This window comes from Wolbachia endosymbiont (group A) of Andrena fulva (genome assembly GCF_964026815.1).
Classification (GTDB): Bacteria; Pseudomonadota; Alphaproteobacteria; order Rickettsiales; family Anaplasmataceae; genus Wolbachia; species Wolbachia pipientis.
The window spans coordinates 1,265,094-1,285,059 of sequence record NZ_OZ034701.1 but is presented as its reverse complement, the minus strand read 5'-3'; the positions used below and the strand labels follow the sequence as shown (position 1 = coordinate 1,285,059).

Below are 19,966 nucleotides of genomic sequence, written 5' to 3'. Positions count from 1 at the left end.
AGCATAAACCATATTGGTTTTAATTATTGTGCAACTTTATAAATCGTCACTGTTACTTCTACTGACTGTATTAATAGTTATAGTCCTAAAATTACCTGAAAATTTGAGCATTGCAGTAAATTGGTCTCTCCCAATTCTAGATTTTGATTTATCTTTTCGTACCATACTAATATCTTTTTTATCAGTTGCATTTTTAGCTGTTCTACCAGCACAAAATTTGACTTTTTCAGAGATGCTATCTTTTGCTGCTTACACTATTAGTTCACTTTATGCAGTTTTATCTGAACATATGATATTGGTTATAATATTCTGTGAATTAATGACCATCAGTGCATTTTTTATTATCGCAGCTAGCTGTAGAGATAGTGGACCTGCAATAAGGTACGCTTGTGTACACTTTTTCGTTGGAGTTATATTAATAGCAGGATTGGCACTTCAAAGCACTAACCTGATAATTTTGGGTTTATTGATAAACTGCGCTTGTTTTCCTTTTTCATTTTGGGTTGTTGATGCATATCCTGCTGCATCGCTACATGGCACCACATATCTCTCTTTATTTACCACTAAAGTCTCTTTTTTAGTGATGCTTTTACACACTTATAACCTATGGCAAGATTGTACTGAAATATTAGCGCTTGTAGGCGCCATCACTGCAATTTACAGCATTATATTTGCTTCTCTTGAGCAAAATATTCGCAGATTTTTATGCTATAACGTTGTAGGACAAATGGGCTTGCTGATTATTGCAGGAAGTTTGCTCAGTCCTTCGGAAAAAGCAATACCAATTTTGATACTGCATATAATCTTCTCTCTTGTTTATCAATCATTATTGTTTGTGGTCAGTAATTCGATTATTTCACAAACAAAAACAATTAGTTTTAATGGAGTGGGTAAACTGATGTCAGTGGAAGGCATGTGTGCTATAATCGCAATACTTACAATGGCTGCATTTCCTGGAACCGTTGGATTTATCAGTAAATCATATATCACAGCTGAAATTGAAATGAACACTGTTGCCTTAAAAGGGTATAAAAATTTATATAAGCTTCTAAATTTGCTGCTTCATTTAAGCGTGGGGCTAAAGTTTCTTTATTACTTATTTATTGCAAAAAGTAAGTCAAAACCTTTAGCAGAGAGAGGAGGCAAAATGACTATGATTATTTTAGCATTTATATGCGTAATCGCTGGCAATCCTTACTTACCTATTTACAATAAACCTTCGATTTTCGATTTTGTGTACAACACAAAAAATATTTTGTCGCAATTTAATTTGTTACTATGTACCACTTTATTGTTTATTCCTTTACGCAAGTTATTTTACCCGAGAGTAAATTTTAAAATGGATGTTGATTGGATTTTTAGAGCTTTCATACCCTATATTGTCTTGTTGTTCAATCAGTTAGTCTCTAAAACTAGAGAAATGTTTGCCAGCGTAGTGCAAAACTTGACTAATCCACTTGTTGGTTTATACTTTAATAATATTACTAAACTTAAAGAAGTGCTGAGTTATAACTCAGTGAGTTTTGTTTCAGCTTCTTCTCTCTTTTTAATGAGTATTCTACTAATGCTATTATGTTTAAATCGTTAACTGAAAGTTTAAATTCTGTATTTAGTAAACTGAGAGGAAAGTCAATCATTTCTGAAGATGATTTTAATCTTGCCATGCGTGAAATACGCATAGCCTTAATTGAAGCTGACGTTTCACTTGAAGTTGCAAAAAAATTCATCAACGACATTAAAGATAAAGTGATTGGGGAAAAAGTCATAAAAAGTGTTTCTCCAGCACAAATGATAATTAAAATTGTACAGGATAATTTAGTTGCAGTTCTCGGATCAGAGAAAAGTGACTTAAATCTAGCAGTTAAACCCCCTGCTGTGATTATGATGGTGGGCTTACAAGGTGCAGGTAAAACAACTACCTCAGGAAAGCTTGCTTTAAAACTAAAAAAGCAAAAGAAAAAAGTGATGCTTGCCTCTTTAGACATTTATAGGCCTGCTGCCCAGAAACAACTTGAAGTGCTAGGTAAACAAATAGATGTGCAAACTTTACCTGTAGTAATAGATGAGAAGCCCATTACAATTACAAAAAGGGCAATAGCAATAGCAAAGAACGATAATTATGATGTATTAATACTAGACACTGCAGGCAGGCTTCATATTGACAATAATATGATGAATGAGTTGAAAGCCGTAAAGGAAATAGCTTCACCTGCAGAAGTTATTTTAGTAGCCGACGCAATGATAGGCCAGGATGCGGTCAACATTGCCAAATCATTCAATGAGGTAATAGGTGTAACCGGCATTATTCTCACCCGTGTTGATGGTGATGCACGTGGTGGTGCTGCTCTTTCTATGAAAATGATCGCCGATTGTCCAATTAAATTTATTGCTTGTGGTGAAAAATTAAGCGACCTCGATGATTTTTATCCCGATAGAATTGCAAAAAGGATACTTAGCATGGGTGATGTTGTATCATTGGTTGAAAAAGCTGCTGAGATTGTTGGTCAGGAAGAAATTGATAAGTTACAAAAGAAAGTGAAAAAAGGTAAATTCGACCTAAACGACCTAGTGGGAATGTTAAAAACTCTGAGTAAAATGGATGGCATTAGCAACATAATGAAATTCATTCCTAGTTCATTTACAAAAAAGCTAAGTAGCAGTGTGCCAGATGACAATAAAGTGAAAAAATATATAGCCATCATAAACTCAATGACTGAAAAAGAAAGGCAAAATCCAGATATTTTAAATGGCAAAAGAAGACTTAGAATTTCTAAGGGGTCCGGAACAACTGTAACTGACATTAATCTTCTAATTAAGCAGTATAATCAAATGAGCTCTATGGTAAATAAGTTCAGTAAAGTTGACCATAGTAAACTCAAAGAATCTGATTTGATGGATATGCTAAGCAGAAAGTAAGTCAGCAGGTAGTGGAATGAGACAAATCATCAGTAAACCTTTAGCTATATCAAAAGCGGCTTAGGTCTCGCAAAAAAATTTACAGCTTCTTGCTAGCCAAGAAATTTATTATTAATTTTAAGAAATACTATAGCTGACCCAAGCAACACGTCATACCGCGATTCATTTCATAACTGTACGAACATTGTAGTGTGGGCCACCAGTGGGGTGTCATCCGAGTAGCTTGACTACTTGGATCCAGAAAAAAGAATGGTGTCATGCAAGTAGCCTCCTTCTCCTGTCATCCCAGCGCCCAGAGGTGTCATCCGAGTAGCTTGACTACTTGGATCCAGGAAAAAGAATGGTGTCATGCAAGTAGCTGACACTGGTCTCCATCCAAAAGGGTGTCATCCGAGTAGCTTGACTACTTGGATCCAGGAAACTTAATTGCAAGTAATGCATTGGGTTTGGTGAGTATGGGTTTTGCGTTATAGAATGAAGCACTTTTTGTGAATTTGTAAAGAAAACTGGATCCAAGTAGTCAGGGCACTGGGATGACATCATCCTTTTTTTTGGATTCCAGACTGGAATGACAGCCATACGCGTCAAGTTAAGAGATTGTGAGCAAATTTAGAGAGGTTAAAGTGGATACTCTAGCCCTTCTACGTTTGTCTTTTAATGAAAATCGCGACCAAGTTATAGTGAGTTTTTTAAGAAATACTTTTAAACTATTAATCTTGGTTAATACTAAAAATAACTCTCTAACCCGTCTTTTTAGCTCAATAAATGCCTTTGTTAAGCTAAGTTCTGTATTCTTTTTCACTTCTGTGCAACCAACTATGCCGTGAAATATAAGAATTGCGCACAATTTAGCATATAGTTCACATAATACTCTGCATGGCTTTCCTTTTAGCTTATCAAGTCTGATATGGCTTTTATACAATTTAAATAATAACTCAATTTGCCACCTTACTCTGTAAATCGTTAATACTTGCTCAGCACTAATTTTATTTTCTGGAACATTAGTTATAAATATTGACCAGTTCAACAATTTTTGATTTCTTTTAGAGGATGTATATCCCTGCGATCTTGCTAATCTATTAGCTTTCCTTCTTCTGGCTATAGACTGTTCTTCAGTTAGTTTCTGACATATAATTCTTACTCTAATTTTTGCTTCTTTTCCTAACAATACCTCGTTTTCTAAAAATAACTTATCCTCTAAACATTCTAATAACTCCATTTTTTGATTTGTTTCTACATCATATACGTTGGTATCGGATTTATAACGACTTATGAAATAAGCTCCTATTTCATTGATTTGTTTAAAAGAACTTGGCACAAAATAACCGAGATCAGATATTAGCAAATCATTGCTTGATATATTACTTAAATGTTTCCTATATCCCTGGTCTGATCTTATTCCCTCCGTTAAATTAAGTTGGTCTATTATCTGATTCATGTAATCGAAAACTAATTGTAACTTTATTCCAGACTTAGTATTGCTTTCATAGCCACTGTAGCTAGTACCATAACCTTTATACATCTCTTCCATACTGTTAGGTAGAGTAATATAGCTACTGTCCAATAATTTAACACTATTAAATTGCTGTAAGATTTTGCAATCAACTTGCAAGATATTTTTAAAGAGAACCACAGATTCATTATACATCCTTTTCATAAATTCCACTGCTTCTTCAGTAAATCTAAAATCCAAACCTTGTTTTGTTATATCTATCGAGTCCTCGTTTAGTAATTGACACATTGTTTCTACGCTACAATTATCAACTCCTATATTACCCAAGACCATGGCTTTTACGAATGATGAACCTTTTAGCTTTCTCTTTCTTTTTATAAACCTTGTTGTAATTGAGATTTTCTCTGCTTTTTCATTAAAAAATTCTTTGAGCTTTTTTGATAAGCAAGTTATTTTATTCATTGGTTCTCTCACTAAAAGTATATCTGGGAGAACTTATACCTTATTATTCTATCTCTTTCATACCTTTATTTCCTTAACTTGACGCGTATGGTAGTGGTATCTCACTAATCCAATTATTTTTCTCCCGATCTAGCCTATCATCTAATATAGCCTGCCTTATTGATGCCATTAACTTATTCATAAAGAAAATATTATGAATGGTAACGAGCGTGTAAGCCAGGAGCTCTTTAGCTTTCAGTAAATGGTGTATATAAGCTCTTGAATGTTTTCTGCAGGTAAAACATAAACAGTCACTTTCAATTGGGTTGTTGTCCAGCTCAAATCGTTGATTCCGCAAATTATAGCATTTCTCATAATAGTCCGAACAGGTCATAGGAAGGCAGAATCAACAGCACGACGAAAGGATTCGAATAGAGGAATGTTTTTCCTGGCTCTGTTTTTTATAGCAAACCAATGATGCTCAATTTTGTTGAAATCTGGAGAATAAGGCGGCAGATACAAAATTTCTGCACCAACCCCTTTAGCAAGCTCGATAATCTTATCAGACTTATGAAAAGTAGCATTGTCAAGAATGACAGTCTGTCCAGGTTCCAAGATCGGTGTCAAAAATTGCTCAAACCATCCATTAAAAACATCCATATTACAGTGGCCTTCAAAGGTTAACGGAACAACTATCTTTCTTCCACTTAAGGCTGCAACCATACTGATTCGTTGAGTTTTCTTTCCAGATTTTAAGGCATAAAACCGCTGTCCTTTCTGGCAATATCCGTAGGGGTAGTCTTCGGTGTTATCAATGCCAGACTCATCTATATACACTAAGTTTTTAGGTTCTTTTGTCGCTATAATTTTCAAAAATTCAGCACGTTTTTCTTCGTTTCTTTCCTTGTATCCATATGTCTTTTTTTGCGCGTAAATCCAATTTTTTTAAGGGCTCGATAGATCGTTTGGATACTAATGTTGTTCCAAAGTTTAGCCATTTCCGATAGAGTCTTTCCTCCGTGTTCTCTGGCAAATTTGGCAAAGGTATCCCAGTCGGTAATTTTGTGATTGTAACCCCCATTTCCAAGTTTTTTTGATTGAAAGTCTCCTGTTTCTTTTCTTCTTTGCTGCCACTCCCATAAAGTAGTTCGTCCAATCTTAAATCTTGCTGCCACTGTTTCTCTGCTTTCTCCTTCGTCTAGCGCTTCCATTGCTTTTTTTCTTAAATCATAACTATATGCTGCTGGCATTCAACCTCCTTATCATCATCTACCCTTATCCTATCACATCCAGACTTTTATGGAAAGAGCTATAATATGCTCTTTGCACTTTGAAGAAATAGAATTTCTGTTTTTTACTTTAACAAGTGCGCCACCATGCCTTGCTAAGCGGGTTGGATGCACGCAATCAAACGTGTCAATTCCAAGCTCTACTCCGCGAAAGATGTCCACAATTCCACCAATACCAAGCAAATGAGTAGGCCTGTCTTTTTTCAGGTGGTCCATAGTGAAAGAAACTACATCATGCATCTGCTCTTTACTTTGACCAAGTGATCCACCTATTGCTTGACCAAAAAATGGCAAATCGTTGATAAAATCACAACTTTCTCTACGTAAATCTTGATACACTCCGCCTTGACTAATTCCATACAGTGCCTGCTTGCCATTATTGTTTTTTTCAAATTCATTTAAAGAACGTTCAGCCCATCTGTGGCTCATGAGCATTGATTTTGCTGTGTATTCTTTGCTTACGTGAAATGGAGTGCATTCATCTAAAACTAGGATTAAATCTGCACCTAATTTCTGTTGAATTTGTACAGATTTTTCAGGAGTTAAGCAATAAATTTTACCATTAATGTAAGAACGAAAAATTGCCCCATCCTCATTAATTTTGATCAAAGTTTTTTGTTTTTTTCTTATTCCTTTTATCTCTTCCGAAACTGATCCGTGGCCTAAGCTAAATATCTGATATCCACCTGAGTCAGTTAGCATTGGCCCATTCCATCCTATCATCTTGCGCAAACCACCAAGTTTTGCAACAGTATTCTCTCCTGGTTGAAGCATTAGGTGATAGGTATTGGAAAGTATGATTTGGGTACCAGCTTCACTTATTCTTTCAATATCTGCAGCTTTAATTGCAGCTTTTGTTGCGCAGAATATAAAAGCGGGGGTTTCTACGCTTCCATTTGGAGTTTTAATTGTTCCAACTCTTGCAGAACCTGATTGCTTGATTCTCTTGAATGAAAATTCTTCTTTCATCTATTTGCCTGAAAGTTCTGTTATGATGTTTTCTACTTTCTCAGGAGTAAGATTTTCATAGAAGTCATTATTGATCTGCACAACGGGAGCATTAACGCATGCACCTAGGCATTCAACTTCTTTTAAAGTGAACAAATTATCTTTAGTAGTCTCACCGATATTGATTCCAAGTTTTTTTTTAAAGGTATTTAAAACTTCTTCACTATTGCACAACCAGCAAGGAGTTGTTCTACAAATTTGTATTAGATATTTGCCTACTGGTTTTAAATTATACATGGTGTAAAAATTTGCCACTTCATATACACGAATATGTGGAATATGCAGCATATCAGCAACATAACGCATAGCAGATTCAGAAACCCATCCGCATTGCTCTTGAACCAGATATAGTAAAGGCATAACAGCACTACCTTCTCTACCTTTGGGATACATCTCTATAAACTTTCCCGCTTTCTTGAGGTTTTCTGATGTAAAACTAAACTGCTCTTCTTTTTCTATCATTCATGAGACTCGTGTAAACTTTAACAGATTATACCTGTAGAACCAATGATTGCAATTGTTGGTTTTTTGAGAAATAGCATAAAGCTTCTTAGCCCTCTTCAAGCTTATATTTACCTTTTAGTATAAAATATTATATTAATTTTTTAATTTTAGTTAAAATTTTCATTGACATTAACACACAGGAGTAATCATAATAGCATTTTATTAATATTTTAAATAAAATTATGTCTATATTAAGAAGATTGCTCGGGATCAACTCAAATACACCGGAAATTAAAGAAGCGATAGGTTTTAATCCAACAAACGTAGAATTATAGCTCTTTCCATAAAAGTCCGGATGTGATAGGATAAGGGTAGATGATGATAAGGAGGTTGAATGCCAGCAGCATATAGTTATGATTTAAGAAAAAAAGCAATGGAAGCGCTAGACGAAGGAGAAAGCAGAGAAACAGTGGCAGCAAGATTTAAGATTGGACGAACTACTTTATGGGAGTGGCAGCAAAGAAGAAAAGAAACAGGAGACTTTCAATCAAAAAAACTTGGAAATGGGGGTTACAATCACAAAATTACCGACTGGGATACCTTTGCCAAATTTGCCAGAGAACACGGAGGAAAGACTCTATCGGAAATGGCTAAACTTTGGAACAACGTTAGTATCCAAACGATCTATCGAGCCCTTAAAAAAATTGGATTTACGCGCAAAAAAAGACATATGGATACAAGGAAAGAAACGAAGAAAAACGTGCTGAATTTTTGAAAATTATAGCGACAAAAGAACCTAAAAACTTAGTGTATATAGATGAGTCTGGCATTGATAACACCGAAGACTACCCCTACGGATATTGCCAGAAAGGACAGCGGTTTTATGCCTTAAAATCTGGAAAGAAAACTCAACGAATCAGTATGGTTGCAGCCTTAAGTGGAAGAAAGATAGTTGTTCCGTTAACCTTTGAAGGCCACTGTAATATGGATGTTTTTAATGGATGGTTTGAGCAATTTTTGACACCGATCTTGGAACCTGGACAGACTGTCATTCTTGACAATGCTACTTTTCATAAGTCTGATAAGATTATCGAGCTTGCTAAAGGGGTTGGTGCAGAAATTTTGTATCTGCCGCCTTATTCTCCAGATTTCAACAAAATTGAGCATCATTGGTTTGCTATAAAAAACAGAGCCAGGAAAAAATTCCTCTATTCGAATCCTTTCGTCGTGCTGTTGATTCTGCCTTCCTATGACCTGTTCGGACTATTATGAGAAATGCTATAATTGAGGGGAATGGAGTTGCTTACGGACTCAGCTATCAAGATAATGGTAATGGGAGCAGTAAAGTAAAATTACTTATTAGTCCATTATATCAATCAAAAACATACGAATGTGGTACAAATATCAGCGTAGCAAATGAATTCAAAGATCAATTATCTCTCACATTAATAGAAGATTCAGCTGAAATAGATAAAGTTGGAGTTATCTTTCCTGAAGAAGGAATTAGCGAAGAAGGAGAAAAATGCGTTAAAGGCTTATCTTTTAACACTTACGGAATTAAACAATCAGTTAATACTCCTTCAGTTGAACATTTAGATAAAAGAAAATTACAAAAGAATATTGATAATAATAGTCTTGCAAATGTGGGCAATAGTTACTTTCAACCAAGAGCAGTGAAAGTTGGTAATGGTGACGTAATTGTAATCGCCCATAACTTAAAGGATCAAACTTTAGTTTCTTGGTACTTAAAGTCAAGCGAGAGCGGAAAATTTAAGGTATTGACTGGAGAAAAAGGTGTTACAGAAAGAAAATTGTTCAATTTTGATAATCAGGGGCAATTGGCATTAAATGGAAACACGATGCTTTATTCGCAAGTGAGCAAAAGGATTACTAAGGAAAATCAAGAGGTGAGAAAAACACGTATTTTTAAATTTGATATGGCTAAAGTGATTCAGGGTCTGAAGGATGGAGTTAATGGCTTTTTACTTGGTAATCGAAAAGGTCAAATAGATAATAAAGCACTATCTCTTTCTAGAGAACATGAAATAAGCTTTTTGCAGTATGTTGAACAAACGGAAGGAAATGATCTAGTTGCTTTTCTTGAAAATGACCAATCAGCTAATGAGCAGAGGTTACATATAGCAACTCTACTTAAAAATGGATCAGTGTCAGATTTTCCTATCTATCAATTTACAGATCCTATAGAGCAATTATATATTAAAGGCAACGGTCAGGGTGGTTTTATCGTAACTGCGGTAAGTGGAGAAAATATTGTAACTTTTAATCAAAACGGCTCTGGAAAATCTTCTGAAGCAACAATAATACCGGCAAATAGCATCAAAACTCTCAGTGATTTTGTTAATATCATTAACGGTCGATTAACGCCAGATATTATTTCTAGTAGTACCGTGGCTCCTATAACTGTTGCAGAAACGGTTGTGACTTCTAAGAAAACGCCGACTGCTGCAATTACTAGCACAGCAGAAACCGACGCTGTGAAGACTACTAAATTGACAACGGAAGCCGTTGCACCTACTTCTACAATAAGTAAACCTTCAACGGAGTCAACGACAGTAGCAAAAACAACTACTACTTCACAAGCGACCACGGTTGCTACAACGTCAACTAGTGTGCCGATAGTAACTTCAGGGACTGAGACAAGTACTGTAAAACCTACAGCAGCGACTGGTGCGTCGACTTCTACGATGAGTAAACCTTCAACAGAGTCAACGACTCAAACAAGTACAGTAACAGTGAAGCCAACAACAGAAGCCGTTGCACCTACTTCTACAACGAATAAACCTTCAACAGAGTCAACGACTCAAACAAGCACAGTAACAGTGGAACCAACTGCGCCAACAACAAGCTCAGAGAAAACTACACAAACAGTATTTAGTATACCAAGTACTAGAACAAAAGAGTCAACAACTCCTATATTCACCACGACTTTACTTCCTCAGTCTACTTCTTCACCACAACCTACTCAACTTGCTATAGGGTCTAATAAGGCAGGAATGATAGGGGGATCTTTGGTTGGAGCAATAGGTATTGTTGGAATTATAGGATTCATAGCATATAGATATGTTAAGGGTCGTAATGCTGCTCCTGTATTAGAACTAACTGATTTGGGTTATAGAAGGCTATCATCTTCAAGTAGCGATGAAGAAATTTTTACCACTGGTAACAGAATGCGAACTATATATCAATCTGAAACAGTGCTAAATAGTATATCAGTAGAAAGTAGTAGTCGATCAAGAAGTAGCTCATCGTCTTCAAGCGGTGGACCAGGCTCTTGACTAACTGAAGCGGAGTCTAAAAGTGAAAAAAGCTTATCTTGGGATAGTGATGATGTGCCGGAATATCACCTTTAGCTATTTGTCTAAATGTTTTTAATATGTAGACTGTTAGGAAATTGTCTTTTGCTTTTGTGATTTTCATGTTAAAGTATAATTCCTAGGTGAAATAAGTAGCTGCTGTTGTGTGATAAACATAGCAGAGGAAAGTCCGGGCTCCAAGGAAAAATAGTGACGGGTAATGCCCGCCGGAGGTAACTCCAGTTATAGGGCTACAGAAAATTACCGCCTAAAATATTTTTAGGTAAGGGTGAAAAGGTGTGGTAAGAGCACACCATGGCAATGGCAACACTGGTAGTCGAGTAACCAACACTAGGAGCAAGATTAAATAGAAGTAGATTTTATGTTTTCCTCATATCTACTCGGGTAAATCGCATGCGGTAAATGGTAACATTTACTCCAGATAAATAGCTACATAAACAGAACTCGGCTTATATTTCACCTAGGCGTTCACATGATACGTGCGATATAAGCCATGCTATATTTAAATGTGTAGGCATTTCATGCGTTGTCCTTCACTTGTTCTGCTTGATAGCCATCACTACTTTCGCCTACATTAACATTAGAATATTCATCATCATCAATATACTCTTTCAGAACATAGCCTCTGCCCCAAACGGTTTCTATGTGGCTTTTTCCATCATTTGCACTTTCAAGTTTCTTACGTAATTTGCACATAAAAACATCAACTATCTTGTTATCTGAAGGTTCATCTAAGCCATTGTAAAGATGATTTAAGAACATTTCTTTTGTTAATACTGTTCCTTTACGCAGTGCTAGCAATTCTATCATAGAATACTCTTTATTAGTAAGGTGAACCGTTTTACCTTTCACCTCAACAATCCTGTGATCAAAATTGATATTTATATTACCAATCTTTATCACCGATTCAGGATGGCCTTTAGTACGACGCACTATGGCCTTAATTCGAGCTAATAACTCACTTTTATGAAATGGTTTGGTTAAGTAATCATCGGCACCATACCCGAGTCCTTTAGCTTTGTGATTGACAGCGGATATACATGAAAGTATTAAGACAGGAACTTTGATTTTTGCACTTCTTAGTCTTAGCAATATATCATATCCGTCAATATCACCAGGCAAGTGTATATCTAAAATAACTAGGTCATAGTAATCTCCGTTTGAGGAAACCATATTATTGTTATAATCTTGTGCAGAAGTAACAACGTCACAGAAATGTCCATCAGAAGTTAAGGCGTTAACCACAGTCTTTGCACTTACTTGATCATCTTCAATTAATAATATACGCATATTTTACACCCCATAAATAATTTATAATTTTAGTAATATATATAACTAAGGAAAGTAATAAATCAAATTTTTATTAACAAATGATCAAAATTACACTTATTAATTAATAGTAAATATATTGTTCCAAAGTTATATAAATAGATCTAAAATATAATAGACATACCATGATAGTAATAATATTTTTAGTAAATATTGAATTAAAGTTACTATTATTAAAAGAATACTTCGGTTAATAAATATTTAACTATTCTATATGTCTGTGTTATATTTTTAATTTACTTATCCTACTATTTTAAAGTATAAGTAATATTTTCAGGAATATTGTGTGGCAATATCAATTTTAGGTGCTGGTGCATGGGGTACAGCAATCGCAATTTCATTAGGTAGTAAGAAAGATGTGATTTTGTGGACTCGCAATGAAACTACATTTGAATCAATCAACGGGAAAAGAGAAAGTGACAAGCTACCCGGTTGTCGAATTTCTGATAATGTGTCAGTAAAATTGGCTATTGAAGACACAATTAATGCTTCAGTAACAATCCTCGCTGTTCCCACTCAGTCTCTGAGGAAGGTATGTCAGCAATTGCATAATTGTAATCTGAAAAAAGATGTAGCAATAATTTTAGCTTGTAAGGGAATAGAAAAGTCTACATTAAAATTACCTAGTGAAATAGTAAATGAAATTTTACCTAACAATCCTATTGCTATTTTTTCAGGTCCTAGCTTTGCTGTAGAAGTTGCAAGAAAATTACCCTATTCAATGGTTCTTGCATGCCAAAATAACACATTAGGTTCAAAGCTAGTATCAGAGCTGCAACAAGAAAATGTTAAATTGGAGTTTAGTAACGACATTATAGGAGTACAGATTTGTGCAGCGTTAAAGAACGTTTTTGCTATAGCGTGTGGGATTGTTCTAGGTAGTAAACTTGGGTTTAATGCTCATGCAGCATTGATTACGAAAAGTATGAGCGAAATTAAGGCTTTATACTCAGCAAAAATTGGTGACGGTAGTGTGGATATAAATACACTACTTGGGCCAGCATGTCTGGGTGACCTAATTATGACATGCACATCCTTGAATTCAAGAAACTTATCTTTTGGGTTTAAAATAGGTAATAGTGACAATGGCTTTAATGTTCAGCAGATTTTGTCAGAAGGCAAGTCAGTGATTGAAGGTTTTAGCACTGCTGAGTCCATATTTAATTTAGCAGGAAAGCTAAAGATAAAAATGCCTATATGTGAAGCGGTCTATAGATTATTGTATGAAAGCGCCTCTATAGAGGATACTATTTCTGTTCTTATAAGTTAATTTTGTATTTGGATATATTGTGAAATTTTTATATAAATTAATATCAACGTGGTGGCTGTCTGGAACAGTAAAAAAAATGCCAGGTACTGTGGGTAGTTTGGCTTCTTTTCCGCTTGTTCCTGTAATCCTGAGCAACAAAATTTTAGGTGCAGCAATTATTTCTTTTTTATTCTTAATTGGATTATGGTCTACAGGTAATTATATAAAACATTACAAGACTTCATGTGATCCAAAAGAAGTAGTAATTGACGAAGTGGTTGGTCAATTGCTGACGATACTTTTAGTTTCGATATTGTTAAGCCAAGAGATGAATTGTTCTTCATTGTTGTTGTGCTTTTTTTCTTTTAGGTTTTTTGATATAATAAAAACGTGGCCTATAAATTTAATCGATAAAAATACCAAAGGTCCTTTAGGTATTATGCTAGATGACGTTATAGCTGCAATTTTAGCCTGTGTTCTTATAGGAGCCTTTTATTGTTTATTGTTGGTGTATGCAGGATAAAAAAATTTATTATTCAAGCTTAATTGTTCAAAATCTAAAGGATTATATACTGTACACAGCGAATTTATCTGAGTGGGAAGTACACGATGAATTTGATAACATCATATTTACAATAAATGGTACCAGGGAGTCATTATTTAATTTTGTGTTCTGTGGAGATCAATGTACCGAGCTTTCTATACAAAAAACTCTAGATTATCTCAGAACAAGAGATATAGAAGCAACATGGGTAATAAATTCACATATGAAAATAAGAGATATTTTAGAAAAGTGTGAAATAAAACACGTTAGCACACCAAAAAAAGCTTTACTTAATATGAAAAATTACTTTTTACCTGCTGATGTTATTCCAAACTTGAGGTTAAATGCTGTGAATGGTAGCAACCTCTTAGAACAGTTAGATCTACACACTTCTAAAATTTTTTATCATGGCGTTGGAATTGTCAGCACATTTTTTCGCGGATTATCAAATTATGATGATAAGAACTCAAGATTAAGATTTTTTCTTGTAACACTAAATAATGAAATTATTGGGACATGCGGTCTTTATGTTCAAGATAGCGTAGCTGGTTTTTATAGTGATGGAGTTTTACCAATTTACAGGAATCGTGGAATAGGTACCCAAATGGTTTTAGAAAGAATAAAGATAGCTAAACAGCTTGAATGCAAATATATAGTAGCACATTGTATGAAATCTTCTGTGAACCTTTATAAGAGATTGGGCTTTCAAATGTTAGGCAATCTTTACTTATATACCTCTTCAGCATAATTCTGAGCGGTTACAAATTTTTACATTTGTTTTAAAAGTGCTATGTTTTTTTTGTATGAAGTGGTTTTAATATTGATTCTAATATTATTCTTTCTCTCTTATTCTAAATTAAAAATTAGTAATAAGATTAAGAACTTACAGCATCAAAATGTTATCATAAATAATTTAATTGATACTGTGAATGATGGGTTTTATATTTGGGATGCAAAAAAACGTATAGAAAAGTTCTCTCCCAATTTACTAATTTTGCTTAATACTGTTTTTTACTCATTTAATGAGTTTGTGAATTTTTTTGAGCAATCAGAAAGCTTAATCAAAAATTTTGTTGAGGCAAAGGAAATAAATAAATCTTTTACTCTAGATTTAAAGTCAAAAGACAGTGAGGTTTATTGCATATGTTACGGTAGAAGCATAATAGATGATTCTAACAATGTGATAGGTGTGCTGTTATGGATAAGGAATGTCTCAGACTGTAAGATAAAGGCTAACGGACTTGAGTTAGAAAATAGTAAGCTTACACAGGAAGTGGAGAGCTATAAAAACGTTTTCAACTCTTTACCATTTCCAATACTAAGATATAACAAGAGTAGAAAGGTGGAATTTTATAACTTGTTTTATGATAAATATGTAGATGGTTCTAAGAAATTTGCTATTACCGGTAGCGCTCATAGCACAAAACCAGGAAGACATGTCATAACTTATAAGAACGAACCTAAGGTTTTCGATTTTGTTAAAATTCCAATACAAGGTTCTGGTAGCATAGTAATGTATGGGAAAGATGTTAGTGATGCAGAGAAATTATATACTGAATTAAACAGTTATTTAGCTACACAGAAAAATTTGCTTGAGAGGTTACCGGTTGCTATAGTAATATATAGTAAGAATCAAAAGCTAAAATTTTATAATAATGCTTTTATAAAAACCTTTCAATTTGACCCAAAATTTTTGGCATCTTACCCAACTTATCACGAAGTTATGCTTTACCTCTTCGAATCTAAAAAGCTTTTAGAAAAAGAGGATTTTCAAACTATTAGTAACCAAAGACATGAGTTGTTCAAAAAATTATTTGAATCGTACGATGATACGATGCACTTCACAAACGGAAAAGCGTTCAGGGTATTAACAATACCCTACGCTTCGGAAGGTTTGCTGTTCTCTTACGAAGAATGCAAAAGATAATACTTAAACTCCTTCTCTCTCTACCATGAGCTGTTTTACTTTCGCTATTGCTCTTGCTGGATTAAGTCCTTTAGGACAAGTTTTTGTGCAATTCATTATTGTATGACAACGATACAACTTGAATGGGTCGTTTAAAACATCAAGTCTTTCACCTGTCTTATTATCACGGCTGTCAGCAATCCATCTGTAAGCTTGTAATAGTATTGCTGGTCCTAAAAATTTATCACTATTCCACCAGTAGCTTGGGCAACCAGTCGAACAGCAAGCACATAATATACAGTCGGACAAGCCATCTAATTTTTTTCTATCTTCAGAAGATTGAGAGTATTCTTTATTTGGTAGGGCAGGCTTATCTGCTTGTAACCAAGGTTTAATTGATTTGTATTGCTCATAAAATTGGCTCAAATCCGAGACTAGGTCCTTTATTACATACATGTGAGGTAATGGATATATTTTTACGTCACCTTTTATATCATGTATAGATCTAGTACATGCAAGAGTATTGGTTCCGTCAATATTCATGGCACAAGATCCACATATGCCTTCTCTACAAGAACGTCTGAAAGTTAAAGTCGAATCTATTTCATCCTTTATTTTTATTAATGCATCAAGTACCATAGGGCCACAACTATCCATATCAATAAAAAATGTGTCTATTCTAGGGTTTTTCTCGTCATCAGCAGACCAACGGTAAATTTGAAATCTTCTGATGTTTTTTGCTCTAGCAGGAATAGGATAAATTTTGCCCTTTTGATTAATTTTAGAATTCTTTGGCAAAGAAAACTGAACCATATCACTTACCTTTTATTGTTTATAGCTAAAACCCTTTGTAGATAACATATTTTATTATCATCTACTATATTTTTATTAAATTCCTTTTAAATCGCACACATATTGTAGCCAAGCGAAGCTAAAATCTCTCTTTCTAGATTTTTCATTATAATTTCTTCATCTTTTTTTTGGTGATCATAACCAAGTAAATGCAGTAATCCATGCACTAACATGTGTGCAATGTGAGCAAGAATGGGTATATAATACTCATGCGATTCTCTTTTTATTGTGTCTATTGAAATTGCTATGTCTCCTAAATCGCACTCATTAGACAATTGTTCATACGGAAATGATAGTACGTTAGTTGGCTTATCCATTTCTCTAAATTTTAAATTAAGTTGATGTAGCAAGTCATCATCAGCCAGAGCTATTGATATATTTGGTTTATAGTGGTCTATTTTTAATTCTTTTAGAGAAGCATTGATGACACCTAATACAAAATTTTTAGGATTTTCTATAATGCTGCACCATTTCTTGTCAAGAATATTTACTTCTAACATGAGTGACACATCAGTAAGGGTGTCATGCAAATAGCTGACACTGGAATCCAAAAAAGAAGAGTTATAGACCCTTGTGTCATGTACACAACTGTACGAATATTGTACACTAGAAGGATGTCATCCCAGTGTCTAGGCACTGGGATCCAGGAATTTTGATTAGACATCAAGTTAGTGAATATAAAAGTAGCTAATCTTATATTAAAACACAACGGCTTTAATGTGGTTGCATTAAGGCTGGATTCCAGTGTCAAGCACTGGAATGACACCTTTGTGTTTGATGCAAAATCGGCTATAACGTTTAATGCACTGCCTTCGAGACAAATATTCATACAGCTGTGCGTTGTGTGCTGAGATGACATCATTTAGGAACTGAAATGACAGGTATTACACATCACTCATCCTTATTATTTCATTCCATTCAATTTCCGAAACTGGGGCAATTGATAAACGTGGTTGTTTTAATATAGTCATATTTTTCAAAAGTGGGTTTTGTTTTATATTATTTAACGTTACTTGGTTATTTAAAGGTTTCAAAAACTTTACATTCACTAATCCGAACTTGGGATCATTAACATGATAATACTCTTTAAATACTTCAACGATTCCAAGTATTGCTTTCTCTTTACCTGTATGATAAAAAAACGCAAGATCGCTTGCTTTCATAATTTTCATGTAATTTTGAGCTTGATAATTGCGCACACCATCCCACTCAACTACCTGCTCCTTTTCCATTTTTTGCCATGAGTATTCACTTGGCTCTGACTTAAGTAGCCAAAATTGCATTATTTTTTTCTTCTTAAGTAAGCTGGTATATCATAGATATTGCTGCCCCACTTAGCTCCTTCGCTTACCTGTTCAGCTGGTTTTGTTTCCAGTGTTTTGTCTTGTGTACTTTCACTTTGACTATATGGCCACTTAAATTTCTCTTTCTCTGAGTCTTCGCTCTGACTTATAGGTGAAGTTTCTGATTTATTATTGCGACCATCAATGCCAGTTGCAAGAACAGAAACTCTAACTCTTCCCTCCATCGCTTGATCAAAAGTAGCACCAAATATTATATTTGCATTTTCATCTACTTCTTCACGCACTCTATTGGCTGCAGCATCAACTTCAAACAGAGTCATATCTCCGCCACCAGTAATGTTAATTAATATTCCTTGCGCACCTTTCATTGATACATTATCAAGCAATGGATTAGATATTGCAGCCTCTGCAGCACTAATTGCTCTATCTTCTCCTTCTGCCTCTCCGGTGCCGATCATCGCTTTGCCCATCTCGCTCATTACTGTTTCTATATCAGCGAAGTCAAGATTGATAAGCCCTGGCATGACCATCAAGTCAGTTACTCCTCTGATGCCAATGTGCAGAACATTATCAGCAAGTTTAAATGCATCAGAAAATGTAGTTTTTTCATTTGCAATTCTAAATAAATTCTGATTTGGAATGACAATAAGTGTATCCACGTATTTTTGCAGTTCTTCAAGTCCAAGCTCTGCAATGCGCATACGGCGCACACCTTCAAAACCGAACGGTTTAGTTACAACTCCAACAGTCAATATCTTTTTTTCTTTTGGCGCTCTATCCTTAACTGCGGCTCTTGCTTCTCTGGCTGCTTTTGCAATTACCGGTGCTGCACCGGTTCCAGTACCACCGCCCATTCCTGCTGTGATGAAAAGCATATGACTATCTTTTATATGCTCCATAATCTCATCAATTGACTCTTCTGCTGCACCTTTGCCAACATCAGGCAAAGCACCAGCACCAAGCCCCTTAGTTAAATTAATGCCAAGCTGAATTTTTTTATCACATAACGACTTTTCTAGTGCTTGAGCATCGGTATTTGCGACAACAAAATTCACTCCTTGCAAATTAGATTGGATCATGTTATTCACAGCATTTCCACCAGCACCACCCACTCCCACAACGGTAATCCTTGGGTGCAATATAGGTAACTCCGGCAGACTAAGATCAATAGACATTTAAATTACTCAAATTTAGCGAATTCACTTGATAATAAGTTACCGCTTTTTTAATAATATGCAAATACTTTTCACTTCTATAGGCGTAAACAGTAAACGGGATTTACTTATTCTTAACATTTATACTAATAAGTGCCGTTAATTATAATAACTAGATTCTTAGATGACATCACTTAACCGATGCAAAAAATAGAAAACGTTTATAAAAAGGGACAGAAACCTATCCCTTTTTATTTTGTTAAAGATCATTAGCTCCCTTATCTTTCTCTTCCCCTTTCAATGCTTCAACCGCAACATCTTTTAATTTTGAGGCAATTTGATATGTTCCATAAAGAACAGCAGCTGCAGCAATTGCCATTATGGCACCCGCAACTATCTGACCAGCAACACCTGTTCCGATAAATCCAGGTAATGAAGCAGCTATTGCTTGATTTGTTCCAACAAAGTAACTGGCAGTCTTAGCAAGAAACCCAGAAGCTTCTGCTGCACTAACAAAGCCTGCTTTCATATGCATTGCTGTAAAGACAACACTTGCAACTGCAAGCGGAAATAATGCTGTTCTCCCTTTATTATGCATAGCGTACTGACCAGCTCCACCAGCAGCACCAGGAATTCCCCAGTATTTTTCAGCTCGTATATATCCTTCTGAAATAGCATGAAAAATGCCATCCCCTTTTCTATACTCATAATTTGTTAATGCCATAACTCTACTCCTTAAATA

General features: G+C 34.9%; 18 protein-coding genes, 1 other RNA gene and 3 pseudogenes. 10 read left to right on the top strand and 12 right to left on the bottom strand.

The annotated features are described in order from the left end of the window. Nucleotides 1-28 precede the first annotated feature (28 nt). On the top strand, nucleotides 29-1,588 hold the full coding sequence (locus AAGD84_RS06505; protein WP_264723470.1) for a proton-conducting transporter membrane subunit: 1,560 nt from the start codon (nucleotides 29-31) through the stop codon (nucleotides 1,586-1,588). Beyond that, nucleotides 1,573-2,916 carry a signal recognition particle protein gene (gene ffh / locus AAGD84_RS06500; RefSeq protein WP_095742798.1) on the top strand — a complete coding sequence of 448 codons (1,344 nt, stop codon included), beginning with the start codon at nucleotides 1,573-1,575 and terminating at the stop codon, nucleotides 2,914-2,916. The genes AAGD84_RS06505 and ffh overlap by 16 nt, the downstream gene beginning before the upstream one ends. A 227-nt stretch (nucleotides 2,917-3,143) precedes the next feature. Here ffh and AAGD84_RS06495 read toward each other — a convergent pair whose 3' ends face one another. The 6 genes and pseudogenes from AAGD84_RS06495 to nuoE form a co-directional block, all read right to left on the bottom strand. Continuing rightward, the gene (locus AAGD84_RS06495) at nucleotides 3,144-3,281 is read right to left on the bottom strand and encodes a hypothetical protein (RefSeq protein ID WP_156518007.1); all 138 of its coding nucleotides are present in this window, start codon (nucleotides 3,279-3,281) and stop codon (nucleotides 3,144-3,146) included. Nucleotides 3,282-3,505: 224 nt separating this feature from the next. Beyond that, nucleotides 3,506-4,831 (bottom strand): IS4 family transposase, encoded by a 1,326-nt coding sequence (locus tag AAGD84_RS06490; protein WP_341817859.1) that lies wholly within the window; start codon nucleotides 4,829-4,831, stop codon nucleotides 3,506-3,508. Between the two features lie 73 nt (nucleotides 4,832-4,904). Beyond that, nucleotides 4,905-5,171: pseudogene (locus AAGD84_RS06485) on the bottom strand (tRNA-guanine transglycosylase); the annotation flags it as partial. Nucleotides 5,172-5,200: 29 nt separating this feature from the next. After that, nucleotides 5,201-6,060 (bottom strand): IS630 family transposase gene (locus AAGD84_RS06480; protein WP_341817957.1). Its coding sequence is split into 2 segments (ribosomal slippage): nucleotides 5,201-5,736 and nucleotides 5,736-6,060, totalling 861 coding nucleotides; the frame shifts between segments, so codons are not numbered across the junction. Between the two features lie 63 nt (nucleotides 6,061-6,123). Further along, nucleotides 6,124-7,068, bottom strand: a pseudogene (gene tgt, locus AAGD84_RS06475) (tRNA guanosine(34) transglycosylase Tgt); the annotation flags it as partial. Next, nucleotides 7,069-7,569 carry an NADH-quinone oxidoreductase subunit NuoE gene (gene nuoE, locus AAGD84_RS06470; protein WP_010962799.1) on the bottom strand — a complete coding sequence of 167 codons (501 nt, stop codon included), beginning with the start codon at nucleotides 7,567-7,569 and terminating at the stop codon, nucleotides 7,069-7,071. A gap of 376 nt (nucleotides 7,570-7,945) precedes the next feature. On the opposite strand from nuoE, the pseudogene AAGD84_RS06465 reads away from it, so the two are divergent. The 3 genes and pseudogenes from AAGD84_RS06465 (at nucleotide 7,946) to rnpB (ending at nucleotide 11,354) form a co-directional block, all read left to right on the top strand. Beyond that, a pseudogene (locus AAGD84_RS06465) lies at nucleotides 7,946-8,804 on the top strand (IS630 family transposase). 15 nt (nucleotides 8,805-8,819) lie between these two features. Beyond that, the gene (locus AAGD84_RS06460; protein ID WP_341817964.1) at nucleotides 8,820-10,847 is read left to right on the top strand and encodes a hypothetical protein; all 2,028 of its coding nucleotides are present in this window, start codon (nucleotides 8,820-8,822) and stop codon (nucleotides 10,845-10,847) included. Nucleotides 10,848-11,004: 157 nt separating this feature from the next. Next, nucleotides 11,005-11,354, top strand: an RNA gene (gene rnpB / locus AAGD84_RS06455) — RNase P RNA component class A. Between the two features lie 51 nt (nucleotides 11,355-11,405). Here the strand turns inward: rnpB and AAGD84_RS06450 are convergent. Next, nucleotides 11,406-12,176, bottom strand: coding sequence for a response regulator transcription factor (locus AAGD84_RS06450; protein WP_006280099.1), 771 nt, complete (start codon nucleotides 12,174-12,176; stop codon nucleotides 11,406-11,408). 325 nt (nucleotides 12,177-12,501) lie between these two features. Between AAGD84_RS06450 and AAGD84_RS06445 the strand changes: the two genes are divergently transcribed. From AAGD84_RS06445 to AAGD84_RS06430, 4 genes are read left to right on the top strand one after another with little or no spacing between them, the layout of a single operon-like run. Further along, complete coding sequence (locus AAGD84_RS06445; protein ID WP_006280098.1) at nucleotides 12,502-13,485, top strand: NAD(P)H-dependent glycerol-3-phosphate dehydrogenase; 984 nt, start codon at nucleotides 12,502-12,504, stop codon at nucleotides 13,483-13,485. 19 nt (nucleotides 13,486-13,504) lie between these two features. Beyond that, nucleotides 13,505-13,987 (top strand): phosphatidylglycerophosphatase A, encoded by a 483-nt coding sequence (locus AAGD84_RS06440; RefSeq protein WP_006279290.1) that lies wholly within the window; start codon nucleotides 13,505-13,507, stop codon nucleotides 13,985-13,987. Then, nucleotides 13,977-14,756, top strand: coding sequence for a GNAT family N-acetyltransferase (locus AAGD84_RS06435; RefSeq protein ID WP_006280097.1), 780 nt, complete (start codon nucleotides 13,977-13,979; stop codon nucleotides 14,754-14,756). Before AAGD84_RS06440 ends, AAGD84_RS06435 begins: the two co-directional genes overlap by 11 nt. A gap of 42 nt (nucleotides 14,757-14,798) precedes the next feature. Then, nucleotides 14,799-15,935, top strand: coding sequence for a hypothetical protein (locus AAGD84_RS06430; protein ID WP_010962793.1), 1,137 nt, complete (start codon nucleotides 14,799-14,801; stop codon nucleotides 15,933-15,935). A gap of 3 nt (nucleotides 15,936-15,938) precedes the next feature. Here the strand turns inward: AAGD84_RS06430 and AAGD84_RS06425 are convergent, their stop codons facing one another. Both AAGD84_RS06425 and ybeY read right to left on the bottom strand, forming a co-directional pair. Then, complete coding sequence (locus AAGD84_RS06425; RefSeq protein ID WP_010082472.1) at nucleotides 15,939-16,727, bottom strand: succinate dehydrogenase iron-sulfur subunit; 789 nt, start codon at nucleotides 16,725-16,727, stop codon at nucleotides 15,939-15,941. Nucleotides 16,728-16,813: 86 nt separating this feature from the next. After that, nucleotides 16,814-17,266, bottom strand: coding sequence for an rRNA maturation RNase YbeY (gene ybeY, locus AAGD84_RS06420; RefSeq protein ID WP_010082473.1), 453 nt, complete (start codon nucleotides 17,264-17,266; stop codon nucleotides 16,814-16,816). A gap of 24 nt (nucleotides 17,267-17,290) precedes the next feature. Between ybeY and AAGD84_RS06415 the strand changes: the two genes are divergently transcribed. Then, nucleotides 17,291-17,422: a hypothetical protein gene (locus AAGD84_RS06415; RefSeq protein WP_255322244.1), complete on the top strand. Its 132-nt coding sequence runs from the start codon at nucleotides 17,291-17,293 to the stop codon at nucleotides 17,420-17,422. 228 nt (nucleotides 17,423-17,650) lie between these two features. Here AAGD84_RS06415 and AAGD84_RS06410 read toward each other — a convergent pair whose 3' ends face one another. From AAGD84_RS06410 to AAGD84_RS06400, 3 genes are all read right to left on the bottom strand, one after another. Then, a complete protein-coding gene (locus AAGD84_RS06410) occupies nucleotides 17,651-18,049 on the bottom strand; it encodes an EVE domain-containing protein (protein ID WP_007549395.1) in 399 nt (132 codons plus the stop codon). After that, entirely contained in the window at nucleotides 18,049-19,245 is a 1,197-nt protein-coding gene (gene ftsZ / locus AAGD84_RS06405) for a cell division protein FtsZ (protein ID WP_010962790.1), read from the bottom strand. The genes AAGD84_RS06410 and ftsZ overlap by 1 nt, the downstream gene beginning before the upstream one ends. A 238-nt stretch (nucleotides 19,246-19,483) precedes the next feature. Further along, the gene (locus AAGD84_RS06400; RefSeq protein WP_265038075.1) at nucleotides 19,484-19,948 is read right to left on the bottom strand and encodes a hypothetical protein; all 465 of its coding nucleotides are present in this window, start codon (nucleotides 19,946-19,948) and stop codon (nucleotides 19,484-19,486) included. Nucleotides 19,949-19,966: the final 18 nt, after the last annotated feature.

Coding starts and splice junctions, on each gene's coding strand:
- ffh (WP_095742798.1), top strand. CDS start 1,573: ATGTTTAAATCGTTAACTGAAAGTTTAAATTCTGTATTTAGTAAACTG.
- AAGD84_RS06490 (WP_341817859.1), bottom strand. CDS start 4,831: ATGAATAAAATAACTTGCTTATCAAAAAAGCTCAAAGAATTTTTTAAT.
- nuoE (WP_010962799.1), bottom strand. CDS start 7,569: ATGATAGAAAAAGAAGAGCAGTTTAGTTTTACATCAGAAAACCTCAAG.
- AAGD84_RS06460 (WP_341817964.1), top strand. CDS start 8,820: ATGAGAAATGCTATAATTGAGGGGAATGGAGTTGCTTACGGACTCAGC.
- AAGD84_RS06450 (WP_006280099.1), bottom strand. CDS start 12,176: ATGCGTATATTATTAATTGAAGATGATCAAGTAAGTGCAAAGACTGTG.
- AAGD84_RS06435 (WP_006280097.1), top strand. CDS start 13,977: ATGCAGGATAAAAAAATTTATTATTCAAGCTTAATTGTTCAAAATCTA.
- AAGD84_RS06430 (WP_010962793.1), top strand. CDS start 14,799: ATGTTTTTTTTGTATGAAGTGGTTTTAATATTGATTCTAATATTATTC.
- AAGD84_RS06425 (WP_010082472.1), bottom strand. CDS start 16,727: ATGGTTCAGTTTTCTTTGCCAAAGAATTCTAAAATTAATCAAAAGGGC.
- ybeY (WP_010082473.1), bottom strand. CDS start 17,266: ATGTTAGAAGTAAATATTCTTGACAAGAAATGGTGCAGCATTATAGAA.
- AAGD84_RS06415 (WP_255322244.1), top strand. CDS start 17,291: ATGCAAATAGCTGACACTGGAATCCAAAAAAGAAGAGTTATAGACCCT.
- AAGD84_RS06410 (WP_007549395.1), bottom strand. CDS start 18,049: ATGCAATTTTGGCTACTTAAGTCAGAGCCAAGTGAATACTCATGGCAA.
- ftsZ (WP_010962790.1), bottom strand. CDS start 19,245: ATGTCTATTGATCTTAGTCTGCCGGAGTTACCTATATTGCACCCAAGG.
- AAGD84_RS06400 (WP_265038075.1), bottom strand. CDS start 19,948: ATGGCATTAACAAATTATGAGTATAGAAAAGGGGATGGCATTTTTCAT.